The sequence below is a fragment of the Roseomonas sp. GC11 genome, assembly GCF_024437745.1.
In the GTDB taxonomy this organism is placed as follows: domain Bacteria; phylum Pseudomonadota; class Alphaproteobacteria; order Acetobacterales; family Acetobacteraceae; genus Pseudoroseomonas.
The window spans coordinates 1-17,104 of record NZ_JANFNY010000042.1 but is presented as its reverse complement, the minus strand read 5'-3'; the positions used below and the strand labels follow the sequence as shown (position 1 = coordinate 17,104).

General features: G+C 72.1%; 24 protein-coding genes and 1 tRNA gene. 10 read left to right on the top strand and 15 right to left on the bottom strand.

Annotation, left to right across the window (positions count from 1 at the left end; all coding sequences use genetic code 11):
- Positions 1–44 precede the first annotated feature (44 nt).
- The 5 genes from NON00_RS14155 to NON00_RS14135 all read left to right on the top strand — a co-directional run bounded on the left by NON00_RS14155 (position 45) and on the right by NON00_RS14135 (position 3,235).
- Positions 45–698: an arylesterase gene (locus NON00_RS14155; protein ID WP_370688719.1), complete on the top strand. Its 654-nt coding sequence runs from the start codon at positions 45–47 to the stop codon at positions 696–698.
- A gap of 6 nt (positions 699–704) precedes the next feature.
- Complete coding sequence (gene thpR, locus NON00_RS14150) at positions 705–1,292, top strand: RNA 2',3'-cyclic phosphodiesterase (protein ID WP_256022219.1); 588 nt, start codon at positions 705–707, stop codon at positions 1,290–1,292.
- Positions 1,293–1,407: 115 nt separating this feature from the next.
- Positions 1,408–1,785: a hypothetical protein gene (locus tag NON00_RS14145; RefSeq protein ID WP_256022216.1), complete on the top strand. Its 378-nt coding sequence runs from the start codon at positions 1,408–1,410 to the stop codon at positions 1,783–1,785.
- 77 nt (positions 1,786–1,862) lie between these two features.
- Entirely contained in the window at positions 1,863–2,351 is a 489-nt protein-coding gene (locus NON00_RS14140; protein ID WP_256022212.1) for a copper chaperone PCu(A)C, read from the top strand.
- Positions 2,352–2,491: 140 nt separating this feature from the next.
- On the top strand, positions 2,492–3,235 hold the full coding sequence (locus NON00_RS14135; RefSeq protein ID WP_256022210.1) for an NAD-dependent deacylase: 744 nt from the start codon (positions 2,492–2,494) through the stop codon (positions 3,233–3,235).
- A gap of 94 nt (positions 3,236–3,329) precedes the next feature.
- Here the strand turns inward: NON00_RS14135 and NON00_RS14130 are convergent, their stop codons facing one another.
- The 10 genes from NON00_RS14130 to NON00_RS14085 all read right to left on the bottom strand — a co-directional run bounded on the left by NON00_RS14130 (position 3,330) and on the right by NON00_RS14085 (position 10,364).
- Positions 3,330–3,722 carry a metallopeptidase family protein gene (locus NON00_RS14130; RefSeq protein ID WP_256022207.1) on the bottom strand — a complete coding sequence of 131 codons (393 nt, stop codon included), beginning with the start codon at positions 3,720–3,722 and terminating at the stop codon, positions 3,330–3,332.
- Between the two features lie 46 nt (positions 3,723–3,768).
- On the bottom strand, positions 3,769–4,236 hold the full coding sequence (mscL, locus tag NON00_RS14125) for a large conductance mechanosensitive channel protein MscL (RefSeq protein WP_256022204.1): 468 nt from the start codon (positions 4,234–4,236) through the stop codon (positions 3,769–3,771).
- A 112-nt stretch (positions 4,237–4,348) separates the two neighbouring features.
- On the bottom strand, positions 4,349–4,816 hold the full coding sequence (locus NON00_RS14120; protein ID WP_256022201.1) for a hypothetical protein: 468 nt from the start codon (positions 4,814–4,816) through the stop codon (positions 4,349–4,351).
- 149 nt (positions 4,817–4,965) lie between these two features.
- Complete coding sequence (locus tag NON00_RS14115) at positions 4,966–5,403, bottom strand: CBS domain-containing protein (protein WP_256022199.1); 438 nt, start codon at positions 5,401–5,403, stop codon at positions 4,966–4,968.
- Between the two features lie 134 nt (positions 5,404–5,537).
- A complete protein-coding gene (locus NON00_RS14110; protein WP_256022196.1) occupies positions 5,538–6,200 on the bottom strand; it encodes a serine protease in 663 nt (220 codons plus the stop codon).
- A 350-nt stretch (positions 6,201–6,550) separates the two neighbouring features.
- The gene (locus tag NON00_RS14105) at positions 6,551–6,784 is read right to left on the bottom strand and encodes a hypothetical protein (protein WP_256022194.1); all 234 of its coding nucleotides are present in this window, start codon (positions 6,782–6,784) and stop codon (positions 6,551–6,553) included.
- Entirely contained in the window at positions 6,777–7,238 is a 462-nt protein-coding gene (locus NON00_RS14100) for a hypothetical protein (protein WP_256022191.1), read from the bottom strand. The genes NON00_RS14105 and NON00_RS14100 overlap by 8 nt, the downstream gene beginning before the upstream one ends.
- 7 nt (positions 7,239–7,245) lie before the next feature.
- Positions 7,246–8,133 (bottom strand): phosphatidylcholine/phosphatidylserine synthase, encoded by an 888-nt coding sequence (locus tag NON00_RS14095; RefSeq protein WP_256022188.1) that lies wholly within the window; start codon positions 8,131–8,133, stop codon positions 7,246–7,248.
- Entirely contained in the window at positions 8,133–8,855 is a 723-nt protein-coding gene (locus NON00_RS14090; protein WP_256022186.1) for a phosphatidylserine decarboxylase, read from the bottom strand. The genes NON00_RS14095 and NON00_RS14090 overlap by 1 nt, the downstream gene beginning before the upstream one ends.
- 222 nt (positions 8,856–9,077) lie before the next feature.
- On the bottom strand, positions 9,078–10,364 hold the full coding sequence (locus NON00_RS14085; RefSeq protein ID WP_256022183.1) for a LysM peptidoglycan-binding domain-containing protein: 1,287 nt from the start codon (positions 10,362–10,364) through the stop codon (positions 9,078–9,080).
- A gap of 138 nt (positions 10,365–10,502) precedes the next feature.
- On the opposite strand from NON00_RS14085, the gene NON00_RS14080 reads away from it, so the two are divergent.
- Positions 10,503–11,180, top strand: coding sequence for a cytochrome b/b6 domain-containing protein (locus NON00_RS14080; protein WP_256022180.1), 678 nt, complete (start codon positions 10,503–10,505; stop codon positions 11,178–11,180).
- A 106-nt stretch (positions 11,181–11,286) separates the two neighbouring features.
- On the opposite strand, the gene NON00_RS14075 is transcribed toward NON00_RS14080, so the two are convergent.
- The gene (locus NON00_RS14075) at positions 11,287–11,736 is read right to left on the bottom strand and encodes a cytochrome c (RefSeq protein ID WP_256022177.1); all 450 of its coding nucleotides are present in this window, start codon (positions 11,734–11,736) and stop codon (positions 11,287–11,289) included.
- A gap of 177 nt (positions 11,737–11,913) precedes the next feature.
- Between NON00_RS14075 and NON00_RS14070 the strand changes: the two genes are divergently transcribed.
- Positions 11,914–11,990: transfer RNA gene (locus tag NON00_RS14070), tRNA-Pro, on the top strand.
- Positions 11,991–12,171: 181 nt separating this feature from the next.
- On the top strand, positions 12,172–12,921 hold the full coding sequence (locus tag NON00_RS14065) for a TorF family putative porin (protein ID WP_256022174.1): 750 nt from the start codon (positions 12,172–12,174) through the stop codon (positions 12,919–12,921).
- 85 nt (positions 12,922–13,006) lie between these two features.
- On the opposite strand, the gene NON00_RS14060 is transcribed toward NON00_RS14065, so the two are convergent.
- Positions 13,007–13,201 (bottom strand): DUF2842 domain-containing protein, encoded by a 195-nt coding sequence (locus NON00_RS14060; RefSeq protein WP_256022171.1) that lies wholly within the window; start codon positions 13,199–13,201, stop codon positions 13,007–13,009.
- A 229-nt stretch (positions 13,202–13,430) separates the two neighbouring features.
- Here NON00_RS14060 and NON00_RS14055 point away from each other — a divergent pair, with 229 nt between their 5' ends.
- The gene (locus NON00_RS14055; RefSeq protein ID WP_256022168.1) at positions 13,431–13,982 is read left to right on the top strand and encodes an adenine phosphoribosyltransferase; all 552 of its coding nucleotides are present in this window, start codon (positions 13,431–13,433) and stop codon (positions 13,980–13,982) included.
- A gap of 63 nt (positions 13,983–14,045) precedes the next feature.
- Entirely contained in the window at positions 14,046–15,077 is a 1,032-nt protein-coding gene (locus tag NON00_RS14050; RefSeq protein ID WP_256022165.1) for a hypothetical protein, read from the top strand.
- A gap of 137 nt (positions 15,078–15,214) precedes the next feature.
- Here NON00_RS14050 and NON00_RS14045 read toward each other — a convergent pair whose 3' ends face one another.
- The 3 genes from NON00_RS14045 to NON00_RS14035 form a co-directional block, all read right to left on the bottom strand.
- Positions 15,215–15,562 carry a flagellar biosynthesis regulator FlaF gene (locus NON00_RS14045; protein WP_256022162.1) on the bottom strand — a complete coding sequence of 116 codons (348 nt, stop codon included), beginning with the start codon at positions 15,560–15,562 and terminating at the stop codon, positions 15,215–15,217.
- A complete protein-coding gene (locus NON00_RS14040; RefSeq protein ID WP_256022159.1) occupies positions 15,559–16,032 on the bottom strand; it encodes a flagellar biosynthesis repressor FlbT in 474 nt (157 codons plus the stop codon). Before NON00_RS14040 ends, NON00_RS14045 begins: the two co-directional genes overlap by 4 nt.
- A 310-nt stretch (positions 16,033–16,342) precedes the next feature.
- Positions 16,343–17,104 (bottom strand): class I SAM-dependent methyltransferase (locus NON00_RS14035; protein ID WP_256022156.1); only part of this gene is annotated, 762 nt, incomplete at its 5' end.

Below are 17,104 nucleotides of genomic sequence, written 5' to 3'. Positions count from 1 at the left end.
GCATGATCCGCAGATATGGCCGCCATGCCGCAGTGCGAAGGGCCTTGCTCCGTTTCACAGTGTTTCTTCCGCTCGGGCTGGCGCTCCCGGCGGCGGCGCACGCCCAGGGACAGCCAGCGGGGGGACAGCCCGCGCCCGTCAGCGTGCTGATGCTGGGGGACTCGATCACCGCCGGCTATGGCCTCGCCCAGGGGGAGGCGCTGCCGGCGCGGCTGGAGGCGCGGGCGCGCGCGGCGGGCCGGCCGGTGCGGATCATCGCCGCCGGCGTCTCGGGCGACACCACGGCGGGCGGCCGCGCCCGGCTGGACTGGGCGCTGGCCGACCGGCCGCAGGCGGTGATCGTGGCGCTCGGCGGCAATGACGGGCTGCGCGGCATCCCACCGGCCGAGACCTATGCCAACCTCGCCGACATCCTGGCGCGGCTGAAGGCGGCCGGGCTGCCGGTGCTGCTGGCCGGGATGCTGGCGCCGCCCAATCTGGGCGCCGAGTATGGGCGGGACTTCGCCGCCACCTTCCACCGCCTGGCCGGAGCGCATCCGGAGGCCGTCTTCTACCCCTTCCTGCTGGAGGGGGTGGCGGGCGACCCGGCGCTGAACCAGGCGGACCGCATCCACCCCAATCCCCAGGGCGCCGAGGAAGTGGCACGCCGCATGCTTCCGGCCCTGCAGGAGCTTCTGTCCAAGGTGCAGGGAGGTTGAGCCACCATGCCACGCCTGTTCGTTGCCCTGCCCCTGCCCGAGCGCTTGCGCGACCAGTTCGCCGAGCTGGCGGGCGGCATTCCCGGCGCCCGCTGGGTGCCGCCGGAGAATTACCACCTGACGCTGCGCTTCATCGGTGAGATCGATGGCTGGCAGGCGGATGAGGTGGATGAGGCGCTGGCCGGCATCCGCGCCCGCCCCTTTCCGCTCACCTTCTCGGGCCTCGACATTTTCGAGAAGGCGGGGCGCATCCACTCCCTGCATGTGAAGGCGGAGCGCGGGGAGCGGCTGCTGCACCTGCAATCCAAGGTGGAAACGGCACTCCAGCGGGCCGGGCTGCCGCCGGAGCGGCGGCGCTTCGCCCCGCATGTGACGCTGGCGCGCACCGAGCGGGCGGCGCCGGACAAGCTGATCAGCTTCGTCCAGGCGCACAACCTGTTCCGCCCCGAGCCGGTGACGGTGGAGCATTTCTGCCTGTTTTCCTCCCGCCTGGGCAAGGAACAGGCGCATTACGAGGCTGAGGTGGACTACCCCCTCTCCTCCCCCGCCCCGGCCGGGGCGCCCCTGCCCCCGCGTGAGGCCGCCCCCCCCTGAAGGCGGGGTCCGGGGGAACCCTGTTCCCCCGGCGGGAGGGTCCGGGAGGGCGGCGCCCTCCCGGAATTTTCCCCCATTGCCGAGTGGCGGAGGCGGCTTTAGGCAGGGTGGCGGAATGACCCGCCCGCTGCGCGCCCTGCTGCTCGGCCTGTTCACGCTGCTGCTCCTGGGGCAGGGCGTGGCGGCGCCCGCGCATTGCCTGCGCATGCTGCGCCCGGCCGGCGATTCTTTTTCCGTCCTGCTCTGCACGCCCGAGGGCCTGCAATGGCATGCCCCGGAGGATGGCACCGCCCCGGCGCCCCATGCCGAGGCAGGCTTTTGCCCCGCCTGCCCCTCGCCGCCGCAGGCCGCGCTGCCCCCGGTGCCGGCGCTGTCCGCCCCGCGCTGGCAGTTTTGGCCGGCGCCGCCCCTGCCCCGCCTTGCCGGGGCGCCCGCCACCGCGCCGCGCGGCCCGCCGCAGGGTCCGCGCGGACCACCGCTCCCCCTGGCCTGATCCTTTTTTCACGTTGTTTTCATTCCCGTTTGCACCGGCCCGGCCCCACGCCGCGCGCCTGTAAGGATCGCCAGACCATGCGCACCCTCCTGACCCGCCGCCTGCTGCTCGCCGCCCTGCCGGGCGCGGCCCTGCTACCCCTTGCCCGCCCCGCCGCCGCGCACAGCTACAAGGCGGGGGATGTGGAAATCGGCCATCCCTGGAGCCGCGCCGCCATCGCCCGTGGCACCGGCGCCGGCTTCATGGCGCTGCGCAACACCGGCAGCCAGCCGGACCGCCTCGTCAGCGCCCGCGCCGCCATCGCCCGCACCGTCGAGATCCACACCCATATCCGCGAGGGCGAGGTGATGCGCATGCGCCCCGTCGAGGGCGGCATTCCCCTGCCCCCCGGCGTCGAGGTGAAGCTGGCGCCGGGCGGCTACCACCTGATGCTGATCGGGCTGAAGGAAGCCATGGCCCAGGGGCAGCGCGTGCCCGTCACCCTCGTCTTCGAGCGGGGCGGCGAGATCACCGTGGAACTGGCAGTGGAAGCCGCCGGGGCGCAGGGCGGGGGGCACCAGCACTAAGCGCCTCTCCAAGCCGCGCTTCTGTTCTCTGGGGAGGCTCCGCCTCCCCAGACCCCTCGGCCGGGGGGACAGGGTCCCCCCGGACCCCGCCATCAGGGGCCGTGCTTTTCTTTGGCGGCAGGGAACGCCATGCTGGGCCCATGCCCGCACCCGCCCTGATCGTGCTGACCGGCGCCGGAATCTCCGCCGAATCCGGCCTCGCCACCTTCCGCGACCCGAACGGCCTCTGGGCCCGCCACCGCATCGAGGATGTGGCAACGCCCGAAGCCTTCGCGCGCGATCCGGCCCGCGTCCATGCCTTCTACAATATGCGCCGCGCCCAGCTGCACGAACCCGCCGTGCAGCCCAACGCGGCGCATCACGCCCTGGCGCGCCTCGTCACCGCCTGGCCCGCCCCCGCCCTGCTGGTGACGCAGAATGTGGACGACCTGCACGCCCGCACCCTGCCCGGCGCCGCCGCCCGCCACCTGCTGCCCATGCATGGCGAACTGCGCAAAGCCCGCTGCCTGCATTGTGGGCAGGTGACGGCCTGGGATCAGGATCTCTCCACCCAAACCCCATGCCCCGCCTGCGGCAAACCCGGCGGGATGCGGCCGCATATCGTCTGGTTCGGGGAGACACCCCTCGGCCTGGAGCGCATCGAGGATGCGATGGCGGCATGCGGGATGTTTCTCTCGGTGGGGACGTCGGGGCAGGTCTACCCGGCGGCGGGCTTCGTCGCCGCCCTGCGCGGCCGCGCCCGCACGCTGGAGCTGAACCTGGAACCCAGCCTAGGCTCCCACCTCTTCGACGCGGCGGAACACGGGCCGGCCACCACCATCGTCCCCGCCGCGGTCGAGCGACTGCTGGCGGAGGCCGAAAGAGAGAAAAAAGAAGAGGGGTAAGAAAAGGGTTCTTTTTTGAAAAAAAGAACCAAAAAACTTTTTCAGGGGGCGTCGTGCCCATGTCCCTCGGGCACGGTGCCCAACAGGGAAAGAGTCAGCCCTCGCCTTCCAGGCGGGCGATATCCTCGTCCGAGAAGCCGAAATGATGCGCGATCTCGTGGATCAGCACATTGCGCACCAGCCGGAAGAGGTCCTCGCCCGTCTCGATCCACTCGACCAGGATCGGCTCGCGATAGAGCAGGATCATGTCCGGCTCGGTGGGCACGCCGATGACGCTCTTCTCCGTCAGCGGCGTGCCGCGATAGAGGCCCGTCAGCTCCCAGGGGTGCTGAAGGTCGAGCGCCTCCAGCGTCTCCTCGTCCGGGACTTCCTCCACCAGGATGGCGGCGCCGCGCACGGCCTGGCGCAGCTCGGCCGGGATCGCCGCGAAGGCGGTCTCGGCCATGTCCTGGATGTCCTCGAGCGAAGGGGGGTGGTTGAAGCGCATGGCGCCTCCATAGCACCTCGCCCCTCCGGCCGCGACGGGGAGGACGCTATTCCGCGGCGCCGCGCGGCGGGCCGCCCTGGCGCAGCAGGTCGCGGATTTCCATCAGCAGCTTTTCCTGGGTGGTCGGCGCGGGCGGGGCGGCCTTCTCCTGGCTGTGGCGCAGGCGCAGCCTCGTCAGCATCCGCAACAGCCAGAAGATCGCCAGCGCGACGATCAGGAAACGGAGGATGGCGTTCAGGAACTGCCCCACCGCCAGCACCGCCGCGCCCGAATGCCGCGTGGCCTCCAGCGAGGGGCCGCGCTCCCCGCTCAGCACCACGAAGAGGTTGGAGAAATCCACACCGCCGATCAGCAGCCCGATGACGGGGTTGATGAGGTCCTGCACCAGCGAGTTGACGATGCCGGTGAAGGCCGCCCCCACCACGATGCCCACGGCCAGATCCACCACGCTGCCGCGCATGATGAAGGCCCGGAACTCCTTCACCCAGCCAGGGCGCGGCAGGGAGAGAGGCATGGGGCGCTTCACCGCGCCCCCTCCCCACTCCTCCTGGCCCGCCGCGCGATCGCCGCCCCGGTCCTGGCGCGCCAGGGCGCGGCCAGGGCCGGGGATGCCACGGGGCGCGGCGTCACGGGGTGGTGCGCGGCGCCGGGTCGGTCGGCGTCGCGGGGGCGGGCGTGCCGCTGTTGGTGGCGGAGGGCACGGGGTTGGCCGGGGTGCCGCCGGGCTCCACCACCATGCCGCCACCCATATAGGCGCCATCATTGTTGCTGCGGCTGGTGCTGCTGGCCGGGGCAGCGCGGCGGGTGCCGCTGCGGCGGTGGTTCTCGTCCAGCGGGGTGCGCACCTCCGGGTCCCGCCACAGCGGGCGGCCCAGATTGACATCGCGCGGAGAGGTGGTGGCGCCCGTCACGGCACCCGCGCCACCGCCGATGACGGCGCCGACCGCCGCGCCCACCGGGCCGCCCAGGGCCCCCACGCCGGCCCCCGTGGCGGCGCCGGCGGCCGCGCCGCCCTGCACCCGCTCGCGCTCATTGGTTCCGCATGCCGCCAGGGCCAGGGCCAGGGTGGCGGCGCCGATGACGTGTAATTTCATGCTGGTCGCTCCTTGTCACGGGGCAGGTTATCCCTGGGCAAGGAACGTGGCGCCGGGGCAAAGGTTGTGCTGGCGCTCCGGGAAAGGACGGCAAAAGGGCCACCTCACGAAAAGGTGGCCCCTTCCGCCGCGGCGGATTGCTGGCGGTGTTACCCGGCGGTGGTGACGAAGTGGCGCAGGTCGCTGGCCTCCTGCTCCGCCTCGGCGATGCGGGCCTTCACCAGGTCGCCGATCGAGACCATGCCGGCCAGGCTGCCATCCGCCTCCAGCACCGGCAGATGGCGGACGCGGCGGTCGGTCATCAGCGCCAGCGCCTCGGCCACGCTGGTGGTGGGGGTGATGGTGTACAGCACCCGCGTCATCAGATGCTCGGCCAGCAGGCGGGCGGTGGCTTCCTCATGCGCGGCCAGGGCGCGGGCGATGTCGCGTTCCGAGACGATGCCGAGCACCGCGCCGGAGGTGTTGCGCACCAGCACCGCGCCGATGCGGTGCTGCGCCAGGGTGCGCGCGACCGCCGCCGCGTCATCCCCGGGGCCGACGGAGACAACCTGCGTGCCCTTGCCACGCAGAATCCCGGCAATGCTCATGACAGATCCTCCTCCTGAAGGGACGGGTGCCACCGCGCGGCGCGCAGCCTCATCTCCCGCCTCGGTTGAATTACCGGGACGATGCGTGACAGCCCTGTAATCTGTCCAGGAGAATCAGGAAGGGGCGCGGGACCTCACGCGGCTGTGCGCCCGAGCAGGCGGCTGGCCTCCGCCCCGGCGCGGTGAATGGAGAGAACGAAGACCTGCCGCTGCCGGCGCACCAGCCCGTCCAGATCCGCGCCGGTGAGCAGGGCCAGCGCCCCGGCGGCGCCCTGGTCCGGCAGGGCGGCGGTCAGGCCGAGCAGCTGCCCCGCGCGGTCCACCACCGGCCCGCCGGAATAGCCCATCAGCGCCGGCATGCGCGCGGTGAAGCCGCGGCCGAAGCCTGGCATCTCGGCATCCGGTGCCTCCACATGCCCCTGCGCGATGCCGGCGCCGAGGCCCGGGGCACCGGCGGCCCACACCGCCTCCCCCGTCGCCGGCAGCCGGGCGCCGGAGAGTGGCGGCGCGGCCAGGAAGCCCTCCGGCACGCGCAGCACGGCGAGGTCCATGCGCGGGCTGCGCGCCACCAGCCGGGCGCGCACCTCCACGCCATCGGCGCGGCGCAGCGTCGCCTCGCCCTGCCCGCCGGCGAGGACATGCGCGCAGGTCAGCACGTGATGCGGGTCGAAGCCCACCACGGCGCCGCGCGGCGCGCCCATCTCCTGCACGGCGGCGAAGCCGGTGGCGGCGACCTGCTCGGCCGGGGTGCCGAGGGCCTGGCGCGCCGTCTCGGGCGCGGTGGCGCAGGCGCTCAACAGGGACCCCATCCCCACCAGAAAGCCCCGCCGGCCCATCGCGCTGCGCTGCATATCCAATCCGTTCCGTTACCCGCGTTCAGATCAACCTTTTGGTTATGATCATTACGGAAAGAGGCGATTCCTCCCGAGTCACGTCTCGGTGAGGTGCATTCTTCTCAGGCTAGGATTGGAGGGTGAATGAAAGATGAAGGATGCGCCGGGGAATTTCAGGAAAGGATTCTTCTTTTTCTAAAGAAAAAGAAGCAAAAAGACTTTTCCCGTTTGGCGTCCCACTTGAGGCCCAAGGCGGCACGCCAACTGAAAAAAGTTTTTTGGTTCTTTTTTTCAAAAAAGAACGCTTCTTTTCCCTAAAACCTAAATCCCGCCAGCATCAGCAACAGCAGGAAAATCCCCATGGCCAGCAGCACCTCCCAGCCCGGGCGCGGCGCCGGGGCGGGGTGGAGCACGGTGGCGGCGACCCAGCGCGGCAGGGGGTGGCGGTCATTGGCCGGGGCGGGCGGCGGCGCGTAGCGGGGGCGGATGCGCCCCAGCGCTGGCAGGCTGTCCCGCCGCCAGACGACGCGCAGCCGCGGTTCAGCCATGGGCGGCCTCCCCGCCGACCGGCGCGTGGCGGGCGAAGTTTTCCTGCGCCGGGGTCTCGATGGCGCCGGGGTGGTAATGGCGGCGCACCCAGGCCACCGGGTCCTCCGCCACGCCGCAGCGGCGGGCAAGGCAGGCGAGCACCATGCCGGTGCGCCCCAGCCCGGCGCGGCAGCCGATATGCACCGCCTGCCCCGCCGCCAGCGCCGCCAGCAGGCGGCCCAGCACGGGCGGCAGGGCGGCCGGCTCGGGCGGCAGGCCAAAATCCGGGATGGGCAGGAGCAGGGCGGCCTGCCCCGCATTGGCCGCGCGCGGCTCCAGGCAGAGGCCGAAGGCGCCGGGGGGGCAGGCTTCGAAAGGCCCGCCCGAGACATGGCCCACCCCGCCGCCCGGCAGCGGCAGCGGCACCACCCCGAGGGGGGCGGGCCGGCTGTCGTCGCGGGCGGCGGCGGGCATCACGGCCTCAGCCCGCGGCTGTATCGGCGGCCGGGCCGGGTGCCGGCTCGGCCTCGGGCAGTTCCTCCGCCTCGCGCTTCAGGCGGAGATAGGAGCGCAGCGAGAAGGGCAGCATGCCGATATAGATCAGCCCCGCCGCCGCCAGCGCCGCCCAGGGCTCGCTCACCAGCAGCGCCGCATAGGCGCCGACGCCGAGCAGCAGCGGCAGGATGACCTGCCGCGGCACCTTGAAGTTCTTGAACGACCAGGTGGGCAGGGTGGAGACGAGCATCAGCGCCGTGCCCGTCAGCAGCAGGCCGACGAAGAGCGGGTGGCGCACCGCCGCCGCCATGCCCGTCCAGCCCCAGCCGGCGAAGGCCAGCGAGGCGAAGACGGGAAACATGCCGAGCAGCGCCCCGGCCGGGGCCGGCACGCCGGTGAAGAAGCTCTGCGCATAGGCGGGCTTGGGCGGCGGGCCGGGCAGCGGCATCGGCCCCGCCTCCAGCGCCGCGTTGAAGCGGGCGAGGCGCAGCGACATGCAGACGGCGAACATCACGCAGGGCAGGAAGCCCAGGCCGCGATAGTCGTGCATCGTCCACAGATAGAGGATCATCGCCGGGGCGACGCCGAAGGAGAGGAAATCCGCCAGGCTGTCGAACTCGGCGCCGAAGCGGCTGGTGGCCTTCAGCATGCGGGCGATGCGGCCATCCAGCCCGTCGATCGCCCCGGCCAGGATGATGAGCCCCGCCGCCGGCTCCCACCGTTCCTCCAGCGCGAAGCGCATCGCCAGCAGGCCGGCGCAGAGGCCGAGCATCGTCAGGATGTTCGGGATCAGCCGGTTGAAGGACTGGCCCTGGAAGCGCGGGCGCTGGCGGCGGGAGAAGCGGAAGCGCGAGCGGCGCGGCGGGCGGTCCATCAGGCGGGGCTTCCCGCCGGGATGGGTTCGGCCGTGCTGGCGGAGGAGGCGGGCGGCGCCAGGTCGGCGATGACCGTCTCGCCCCCGATCATGACCTGCCCTTCCTGCACGAGCGGCAGCACGCCCTCGGGCAGATAGAGATCGGTGCGGCTGCCGAAGCGGATGATGCCGAAGCGCTCGCCCGGGCGCAGCACATCGCCCTCGCGCACATCGCAGAGGATGCGGCGGGCGACGAGGCCGGCGATCTGCACCACCGCGATCTCCCGCCCGTCCGGCAGGCGCAGGGCGAGGGCGTTGCGCTCATTGTCCTCGCTGGCCTTGTCCAGGTTGGCGCTGAGGAACTTGCCGTGGCGGTAGGCGATGCGGGTGACGGTGCCGGCGGCCGGGCTGCGGTTCACATGCACGTCGAGGACGGAGAGGAAGATGGCCACGCGCCAGCGCGGCGCCGGGCCGAGGCCGAGCTCGGCCGGCGGCACGGCCTGGGCGACGCTGACCACCCTTCCATCCGCGGGGGCGACGAAGACGGCCCTGTCGGGCGTCACGCGCTCCGGGTCGCGGAAGAAGTAGAGGCAGAAGAGGGTGAAGGCGGCACCGAGCCAGAACAGCCAGGGGCCCGCGACGAGGCCCCCGACCACGGCCACGGCGGCACCACCAAGGATGAAGGGCCGGCCTGCCGGATGCGGCGGGGCCAGGACCATGCGAAGGCTTTGCATGAGCGCCATGATGCATCCTTATGGTCTGGCGCGCGGTCGCAAACAACCCTTGCCGGCAAAGGAAAGCCGCGCCCCGCCCGCCCCTGGCGCCAAACGGAGGGCGGGGTCCGGGGTAGCCCTGCTACCCCGGCGGAGGGGCCTGGGGAGGCGGAGCCTCCCCAGAGAATTTTCTTTTCGTTTGGGGAGGCGGAGCCTCCCCAGAGCGGCACGCCCCCTGGAAGAACCTTTCCCTCACCCCGGCGGCAGGGTGAAGATCTGCCCTGGATAGATCCGCGCCGGGTCGCGGATCTGGTCGCGGTTGGCGCGGTAGATGATGGTGTAGCGCACCCCCCGCCCATAGGTCCGCCGGGCGATGCGCCACAGGCTGTTGCCCGGCTGCACGGTCAGCCGCCCGGGGCCGGGCGGCAGGGGCAGTTCCTCGCGCTGGAAGGGCAGTTCCAGACGCGCCGCCACCTGCCCGCGCGGGGTGATCTGCTCGACGCGCAGCGTGTGCAGGCCGGGCTCGGGCGTGGCCTCCGGGGTCACGCTCCAGCGGCCCTGGCTGTCGGCGCGGGTGTCGCCGGCATGGTTCTGGTCGATATAGACGCGCACCGCCGCCCCGCCCGGCGCGCGGCCGGCGAAGCGCATGGCGCCGTCATCCTCGTATTCGACGATATCGAGGCCGAGGCCGCCGCCCGGCGTGGCCACGCCGCCACCGGCGGCGGCCGGCGGGTCGCCCTGGAGCAGACGCGGCGCGGCCTGGCTCTCCGGCGCCGGGATCAGGATGGCCACGGGGCCAGGCGCGGCGGGGGCCGGGCCGGGCCGGGCCTCGGTGGCCGGGGGCTGGTTCTGGCCTGGGTTCTGGCCCTGATTTTGGGCGGGGGCGGCGTGGCTTTCCACCGGGCGGGGCTGCGGCGCCTCCGGCTCGGGGATCAGCACCACCACCGTATCAGCGCCGCGCCGCGCCGTGCCGCCCTGCTGGGCCTCCAGCGAAAGCTCATGCGCGCCAGGGCCCAGCGGCTCGGAGGGCAGGATGACCCATTCCCCCCGCGCATCGGCGCGGGCGCGGCCGAGTTCCCGGCCGCCATCCTGCAGCGAAACCTCCGCCCCCGGCGCGGCGCGGCCAGCCACCACCGCCTGCCCGCGCGAACCGATGCGGGCGATATCGAAGCTCGGCGCCGTCTCCGCCGGGGCGGGCTGCGCGGCGGGGGCCTCCGCCTGGGCCGGGGCGGGCTGGGCTGGCGCGGCAGGAGCCTGGGCGGCTGGCGCGGCAGGCTCAGGCTGAGTGGCGGCAGGTTGGGTGGAGGCAGGTTGGGCGGCGGCCACCGGGGCCGGCTCCGGCGCGCGCGGGGCCTCCGCCACCGGCTGCGGCACGGCGGCCGGGCGCTGCGGCGCCTCCGGCATGCGAAGGGCGGCGGCGGGCAGCGTCTCCGCCACCGGGCGCAGGCGCTGGCCCAGCCACCAGGCCACGCTGCCCAGGGTGACGAATCCCGCCACGCCCAGCAGCGCCAGAAGGCTGGCGCGTTTACGGTCCATCATGGATTCGTAACTAGGCGCAGCGCGCGGCGCAGGACAAGGGCGCTTTCACCCCGATGCGAAACCCGCTTGCCGGGTGTGTCCTGGCGGCCTCTCATCACCGCCGGAACGGTGGCCTTCAGCGAATCAGGAGCGTGCGGCATGGCGGAAACACCCCCCGGCGAGGCGAAAATCCGCGTGAAGGTCTGGGATGGCTGGGTCCGGGCCGGGCATTGGTGCATGGCCGGGCTGGTCGGCCTGTCCTGGTGGTCCGCCGAGACAGGGCGCATGGACCTGCATGTCACCAGCGGCCTCACCCTGCTGGCCCTGGTGAGCTTCCGCATCGCCTGGGGCTTCGCCGGCTCCGAGACCGCCCGATTCGGCCATTTCCTGCGCTCGCCCCTCGCAGCACTCGGCCATCTGCGCCACCTCTTTCGCCGCGAGCCGGACCGCGAGATCGGCCACAACGCCGCCGGCGGCTGGATGGTGCTCGCCCTGCTGCTCACCCTGCTCACCCAGGCCATCAGCGGCCTCTTCGCCGACGACCAGATCTTCACCCAGGGGCCGCTCGCCCGCCACGTCCCCGGCGCGGTCAGCGACCTGATGACCAGCATCCATATCCGCGTCTTCAACATCATCCTGGCGCTGGTCGCGGTGCATGTGGCGGTGGTGCTGCTCTATGCCTTCGCCAAGGGGCAGGACCTGGTGCGGCCCATGGTGCTGGGCTGGAAGAAACTCCCCGCCGGGACAGCCGCACCGCGCTTCGCCCCGCTCTGGCGCGGCGCCCTGCTGCTCGCCCTCGCGGCGCTGGCGGCCTGGGGGGTGGGGAAGGTCGGGTAGGGAAGATTTAAAATCAGAAGGGTTCTTTTTTGAAAAAAAGAACCAAAAAACTTTTTTCAGTCAGCGTTCCGCCTCAGGCCGGAGGCGGAACGCCAAACTGAAAAAATCAGCGCGCGCGGTAAGCGCGGTGGCAGGCGCCGCAGGCACCGCCCGCCTCGCGGAAGGCCGCCGCCGTGGCCGAGGCATCGCCCGCATCCGCCGCGGAGCGCAGCTTGCCCAGCGCCGTCACCATCGTGGCCATGGCCTTGTCGAAACCATCGCGGTCGGACCACACGGCCGGCAAAGCGCGCGTCTCGCCCTTGTCACTGCCGGGCGGAAACAGGGTGGGCAGGCCGACGAAGAACATCCCCATCTCCTGCGCGCGGGCCGCCACCGGGGCCACCGGCTCGCCCTTGTCCAGAATCGCCTTGATGGCCTCCATCTGGCCACCCATGCGCTTCAACCCCTCCTTGCGCTGGGCGATCGGATCGCCCTGCGCCTGCGCCGCCTCGAACACCGCCACGCCCGGCAGCACCACAGCCGCCGCCAGAACGCCGGCCAGCAGGATCGACCTCATCCGCATTCTCCATCCGAGTGAACAGGGGGAACGCATCAGACCATGCCCGCCCGGAGAGGGGCAGACGCTTTTCTTCGACAGAATTTGCAAAGGCACCCTTGCCGACCTCCGCCGCCGGGGCTATACGCCCCCCCCACAGCCGGACGGGATGACCGAACGGCTCGCTGGCCGGGACGACGGAGCGTAGCTCAGCCTGGTAGAGCACTGTGTTCGGGACGCAGGGGCCGGAGGTTCGAATCCTCTCGCTCCGACCAAACTGAACCGGCCAGCACGAAAGCCCCGCCTGCCCCGCGCAGGCGGGGCTTTTGCGTTCAGGGGGATTTTGACAGTTCCGCGATTTTTTTTCGCGAGCCTTCCGGAATCTTGCACAGATTTTGCTTTGGCACCGGTTACCACCGCGGGGCACGAGGCCCCCGGCTGGAGGGAAACCTGCCGATGAAGTCACCTCTGGCGCTTGCCGCAGCCTTGTCCTTGAGCATTCTGCCTCTGGCCACGCCAGCCTCTGCGCAGACCACCATCGACAGCGCGGGCCTGACCATCACCGCCACCCCGGCGCTGTCCAGCGACTACCTGTTCCGCGGCATCTCGCAGACGCGCAACCGCCCGGCCGTCCAGCTCACCCTCGATGTGCAGCATGAGAGCGGGTTCTATGTCGGCGCCTTCGCCAGCAATGTCACCTTCCCCGGCAGCAATGCCCGGCAGGAGCTCGACGTCCTGGCCGGCTACCGCTTCGAGGTCGCCGGCGTCAGCCTCGACCTGGGCGGCGTCTATTATGCCTATCCGGGCTACGACAAGCCGGAAGGCAGCTATGATTACAACTACTTCGAGGCCATCCTGAAGGCCAGCTACACGGTCGACCCGGTGAAGCTGGTGGGCACCGTCGCCTGGTCGCCGGATTTCTACTTCCAGTCCGGCTCGGCCACCTATGTCGAGGGCGGCGCCGATGTCTCCCTGCCCTATGAGTTCACCCTGGCCGGCCGCTACGGCTACCAGTGGATCGACAAGAACAGCCGCTACGGCGCGCCGGACTACGCCAACTGGTCGGTGGCCGTCTCGCGCGAGATCGTCGGCGGCTTCACCCTGACGGTGGGCTATTACGACACCAACCTGTCCAAGACCGAGTGCTTCGCCGGCACGAAGTTCTGTGACTCCCGCGCCATGGTGTCGCTCAGCCGCATCTTCTGAGCGCGGGCGGAGACGCTCCTGGGAGGGGCTCCGCCCCTCCCGCCCTCTCCCCAGCCGGAGGCCTCCGGGCCGCGGGCGCCCTGCCTCAGCCGCGCCGGCGCGCCGCCCAGTACATCAGCGCGCGGATGGGGAAGGCCCAGGCAATGCCGGCCACCACGAAATAGGCCACCTGCAGGGCCCAGTGCTGGGTCAGCACCCAGTCCCCCAGCCGCAGCACCAGCACCAGGTAGGCGAGCAGCCCGGCGATGCCGGCCACCCAGGCGATCAGGACGCGTGACATGCCCTGCTCCTGGCATGCCCCGCCGGCTTCGCCAAGCCCCAACCGGCGGCCGGCCGCACGCGGCGCGCCAACCCGCCCAAACGCCCCCGCCCAAACGTCACGCGCTGCGAGCCATGCGCAGGCGCGCGTTGCAGGCCGCGCCCCGGGCGCCTAGTGTCCGGCCCGATCCAGGGGCGCGGGCGTGCCCCGCCTCCCCCTCCGCTTGACGACCTGACTGTGAAAGACCGCGATGACCGGCCTCTCTCCTGCCCCTGCCGCCGCCGAGTTCGACCTGAAGGCGCATATCCGCGGCGTGCCCGATTTCCCGAAGCCGGGCATCCTGTTCTATGACATCTCCACCCTGCTGCGGCACGGCCCGGCCTGGAAGGCGGCGATGCACCGCCTGGCCGATGTGGTGAAGCCCCACCGCCCCACCCTGCTGGCCGGCATCGAGAGCCGCGGCTTCCTGATGGCGGCGCCGCTGGCGCTGGAGCTGGGCCTCGGCTTCATCATGCTGCGCAAGCCGCGCAAGCTGCCGGGCGAGACGATCGGCTATGACTATGCCCTCGAATACGGCACCGACCGCATCGAGATGCAGGCCGATGCCGTGCGCCCCGGCGACCGCGTGGTGCTGCTGGACGACCTGCTGGCCACCGGCGGCACCATGGCCGCCGGCATCCACCTGCTGCGCAAGGCTGGGGCCGAGGTGCCGCTGGCGGCCGCGCTGATCGAGCTGACCTTCCTGAATGGCCGCGCGCGCCTGGACGTGCCGGTCGAAACCCTCGTCGCCTACGACGACTGAGGGCGCATGGCGCGGCGCGCGGCCTGCCATTTTCCCGCCGTTTCCGCCTGCGAGAGAGGCGGGATGAGGCTGCTCGACCGCCGCGCCTGGCTGCGCCTGTCCGCCCTCTCCGCCCTGGCCGGGGCGGGGATGCGGGCGGCGCCAGCCCATGCCCAACCGCTCTCCGCCCCCCCTCTCTCCGCCTCAACCCCGCTGCCGGACAGCGCCACCCTGCTCCTGCCGGGGCCTGAGGGCGGGTCCGCCGCGCTCTGGGCGCGGGATCTGGCGGCGGGGCTGGTGCGTGGCCTGCCGCAGGCCGTGGCGCTGCGCCCCACCGTGCTGGGCGGGCCGGATGGCATCACCGCCGCCAACCGCTTCGCCACGCTGGAAGGCGGCGATGGCCGCACCCTGCTGGTGATGCCCGGCCCCGCCGCCCATGCCCGGCTGGTGGGCGAAAGCCGCGCGCAGTTCGAGCCGGAAGGCTGGCTGCCGCTCTGCGTCTCCTGGCAGGGCGCGGTGCTGGCCGGGCGCGGCCTGCCGCCGGGGCCGCGCACCGGGCAGCCGCTGCGCCTCGCCCTGCCAGGGCCGGAGGCACCGGAAGCCGCCGCGCTGCTGGCGCTCGATCTGCTGGGCTACCCGGCCCTGCCGGTTTTCGGCCTGTCCGGGCAGGCCGCCGCCACCGCCATCGCCCAGGGCGAGGCCGATGCCATGCCGGTGGCCGACCCCCTGCCGCAATCGCGCGCCCGGCAGATGGGGCTGGTGCCCTGGATGGAGCTGGACACGCCGGGGCGGCGCGACCACCCGGAACTGCCCGCCGCCGGGGCCACGCCGGGCCGGCCGGCGCAGATCGCCGCCATGCAGGCCGGATTCGCCGCGCTGCGGCTGCGCGCCGCGCTGATGCTGCCGGGGCTGACGCCGGCCGATATCGTCGCCCTCTGGCGCCGCGCCGCGCTGCGCTGGCAGGAGGAAGAGGCACGCCAGCCGGTGGAGACAACACCGCCCGCCCTGGTCGGTGCCGAGGCCCGCGCGGCCATGGGCGCGCTCTATCCGGCCGCCGATGCGGTGCTGGCCTATCGGGAATGGCTGCTGCGGCGGCTGGCCTGGCAGCCGGGGTAAGAAAGGATTGTTCTTTTTCTAAAGAAAAAGAAGCAACAAGATTTTTTCAGTTTGGCGTCCCGCCTCAGGCCTGATGCGGGACGCCAACTAAAAAAAGTTTTTTGGTTCTTTTTTTTCAAAAAAGAACGCCCTGCCGCTCAATGATAGGGCGCCAGCCCCGCCAGGATCTGCTCATTGACGGCGAGCAGAAAGGCGAGGTCGGGTTCATGCCGGTCCAGCTCCGCGAGCACCGAGGTGCCGAGGGTGGCCAGCCCCTGGCGCAGCGGCATGGGCAGCGGGCTCTCCGGATGCGCCACGGCGATGAGCACCGCATGCCAGAGCCGCTTTGTCTTGCGCACCGCGGCGGCCCGGCTCGCGCGGTTGCGCTGGGCCGTGGCGTCGCGCAGCGAGCCGCAGACATGGCGGAAGGCCGCCGCTTCGGCGGCGCGGCTTTCGTTCAGGCCGGAGGCTTCGGCGGTGACCCAGCTGGCGATGCCTCCGCTCATGCCATCGCCCCCGTGCCCGGCGCCGGGCCGGAGGGGCGTGGCGCCGGCGCGGGGTTGGCGCTGTCCAGGGTCGGCGGGCTGCCCTGAAGCACGGCATCCTCATGCTGCATGATGCGGCGGATCAGCTTCAGCGCCTGATAGCATTCATCCTGCTCGGCCAGGGCCAGGGCGCTGTCCAGCATGTCGCGCACCATGGTGGAGGTGGTGGCCTGCTGGAACTCCGCCACGAGGTCGCGCGCCAGCTCCAGGCCACGCTCGCGCTCCTCCTCATTGCCGATATAGGCGGTCTGGATGGCGAAATAGATGCGCCGCGCCGGGGTGCTGGCGGCCTCCGGCGTCATGATCTGCTTGCCGAAGAGGAAGCGGGCGCGGCTGGTCAGCTCGATGCGGGCGCGGTTGCGGAAGCGGAGCGGCGCGCCATTGACGACCAGGAGGTCGCCCTGGCGCAGTTCGAGCACGAGCGTGGACATGGGCGAGCGATCCTTCGGCGCGGACTTTTTTTTCGGGGAGAGGCAGGCGTCGGGGGGCGGGTCGGCCGGGTATGGGTCAGCCGGGGGCGGGATGGCCGGTGGAGGGATGACCGGTCGGCATCGGGGTCCTGCGCGTCATGGCATGGCTGATCCGCTCCAAGGCGCCCGCCCGCAACGAACGGGGCGCGATCCTACGCGCCGCCCGCCCTGGTGAAGGGGCCCGGAAGGGGTTTCGGGCCATGTCACCACGGGCGGCGACAGAGCCTCACTCTGTGGGGAAGAAGATGAAGCGAAGGTAAAAGTGGGCGCCTCAGCCCGCGCGCAGCACCAGCAAAAGCCCCGGCACCGGCACGCCGCGTTCCTGCCGCAGCACCGCCTCCGCCTCCGCCTGCACCACCAGCCCCGCCGCGGCGCAGAGCCCGCGCAGATGCGCCGGGTGGTGGCGGTAGCGCATCCCCTCCCCCAGCGCGTAGGGGGCCTGATCGCCCGTCTCGATGCTGAAGGCGGCAAGGCCACCCGGGCGCAGCGCGGCGGCGGTGGCGGCCAGGGCGGGGGCGAGATTTCCCAGGTAATTCAACACATCCGCCGCCGCCACGAGGTCCCAGGCGGCGGGGTGGCGGGGCAGGAAATCCAGCAGATCCGCCTCATGCAGGGCGGCGTAGCAGCCCAGCCGCGCCGCCTCGGCCAGCATGCGCGGCGAGAGGTCCAGCCCCTCCAGCCGCCGCGCGAAAGGCGCCAGGGCGAGGCCGGACAGGCCGGTGCCACAGCCCAGATCCAGCACATCACGGCTGGCATCGGCGGCGAGGCCCTGCGCCACCAGCAGCGCCGCCAGCGCCTGCGGCGTGCGGTAGCCCAGGCGCTGCGTCAGATCCTCGGTGAAGCGGGGGGCATACTGGTCGAAAAGATCGCGCACATAGGCGGCGGGGGCACGCTCCGGCACAGCCCCCTGCCCCAGCGCGGCCAGCAGGAAGCGCGCCTGCCCGGCCAGCACGGCATCGCCGCCCCCGCCCTGCACACTGCCCTGCTCCGGCGCGGCGGCCAGCCGCGCGGCCTCCCGCGCGGCGCGCAGCGC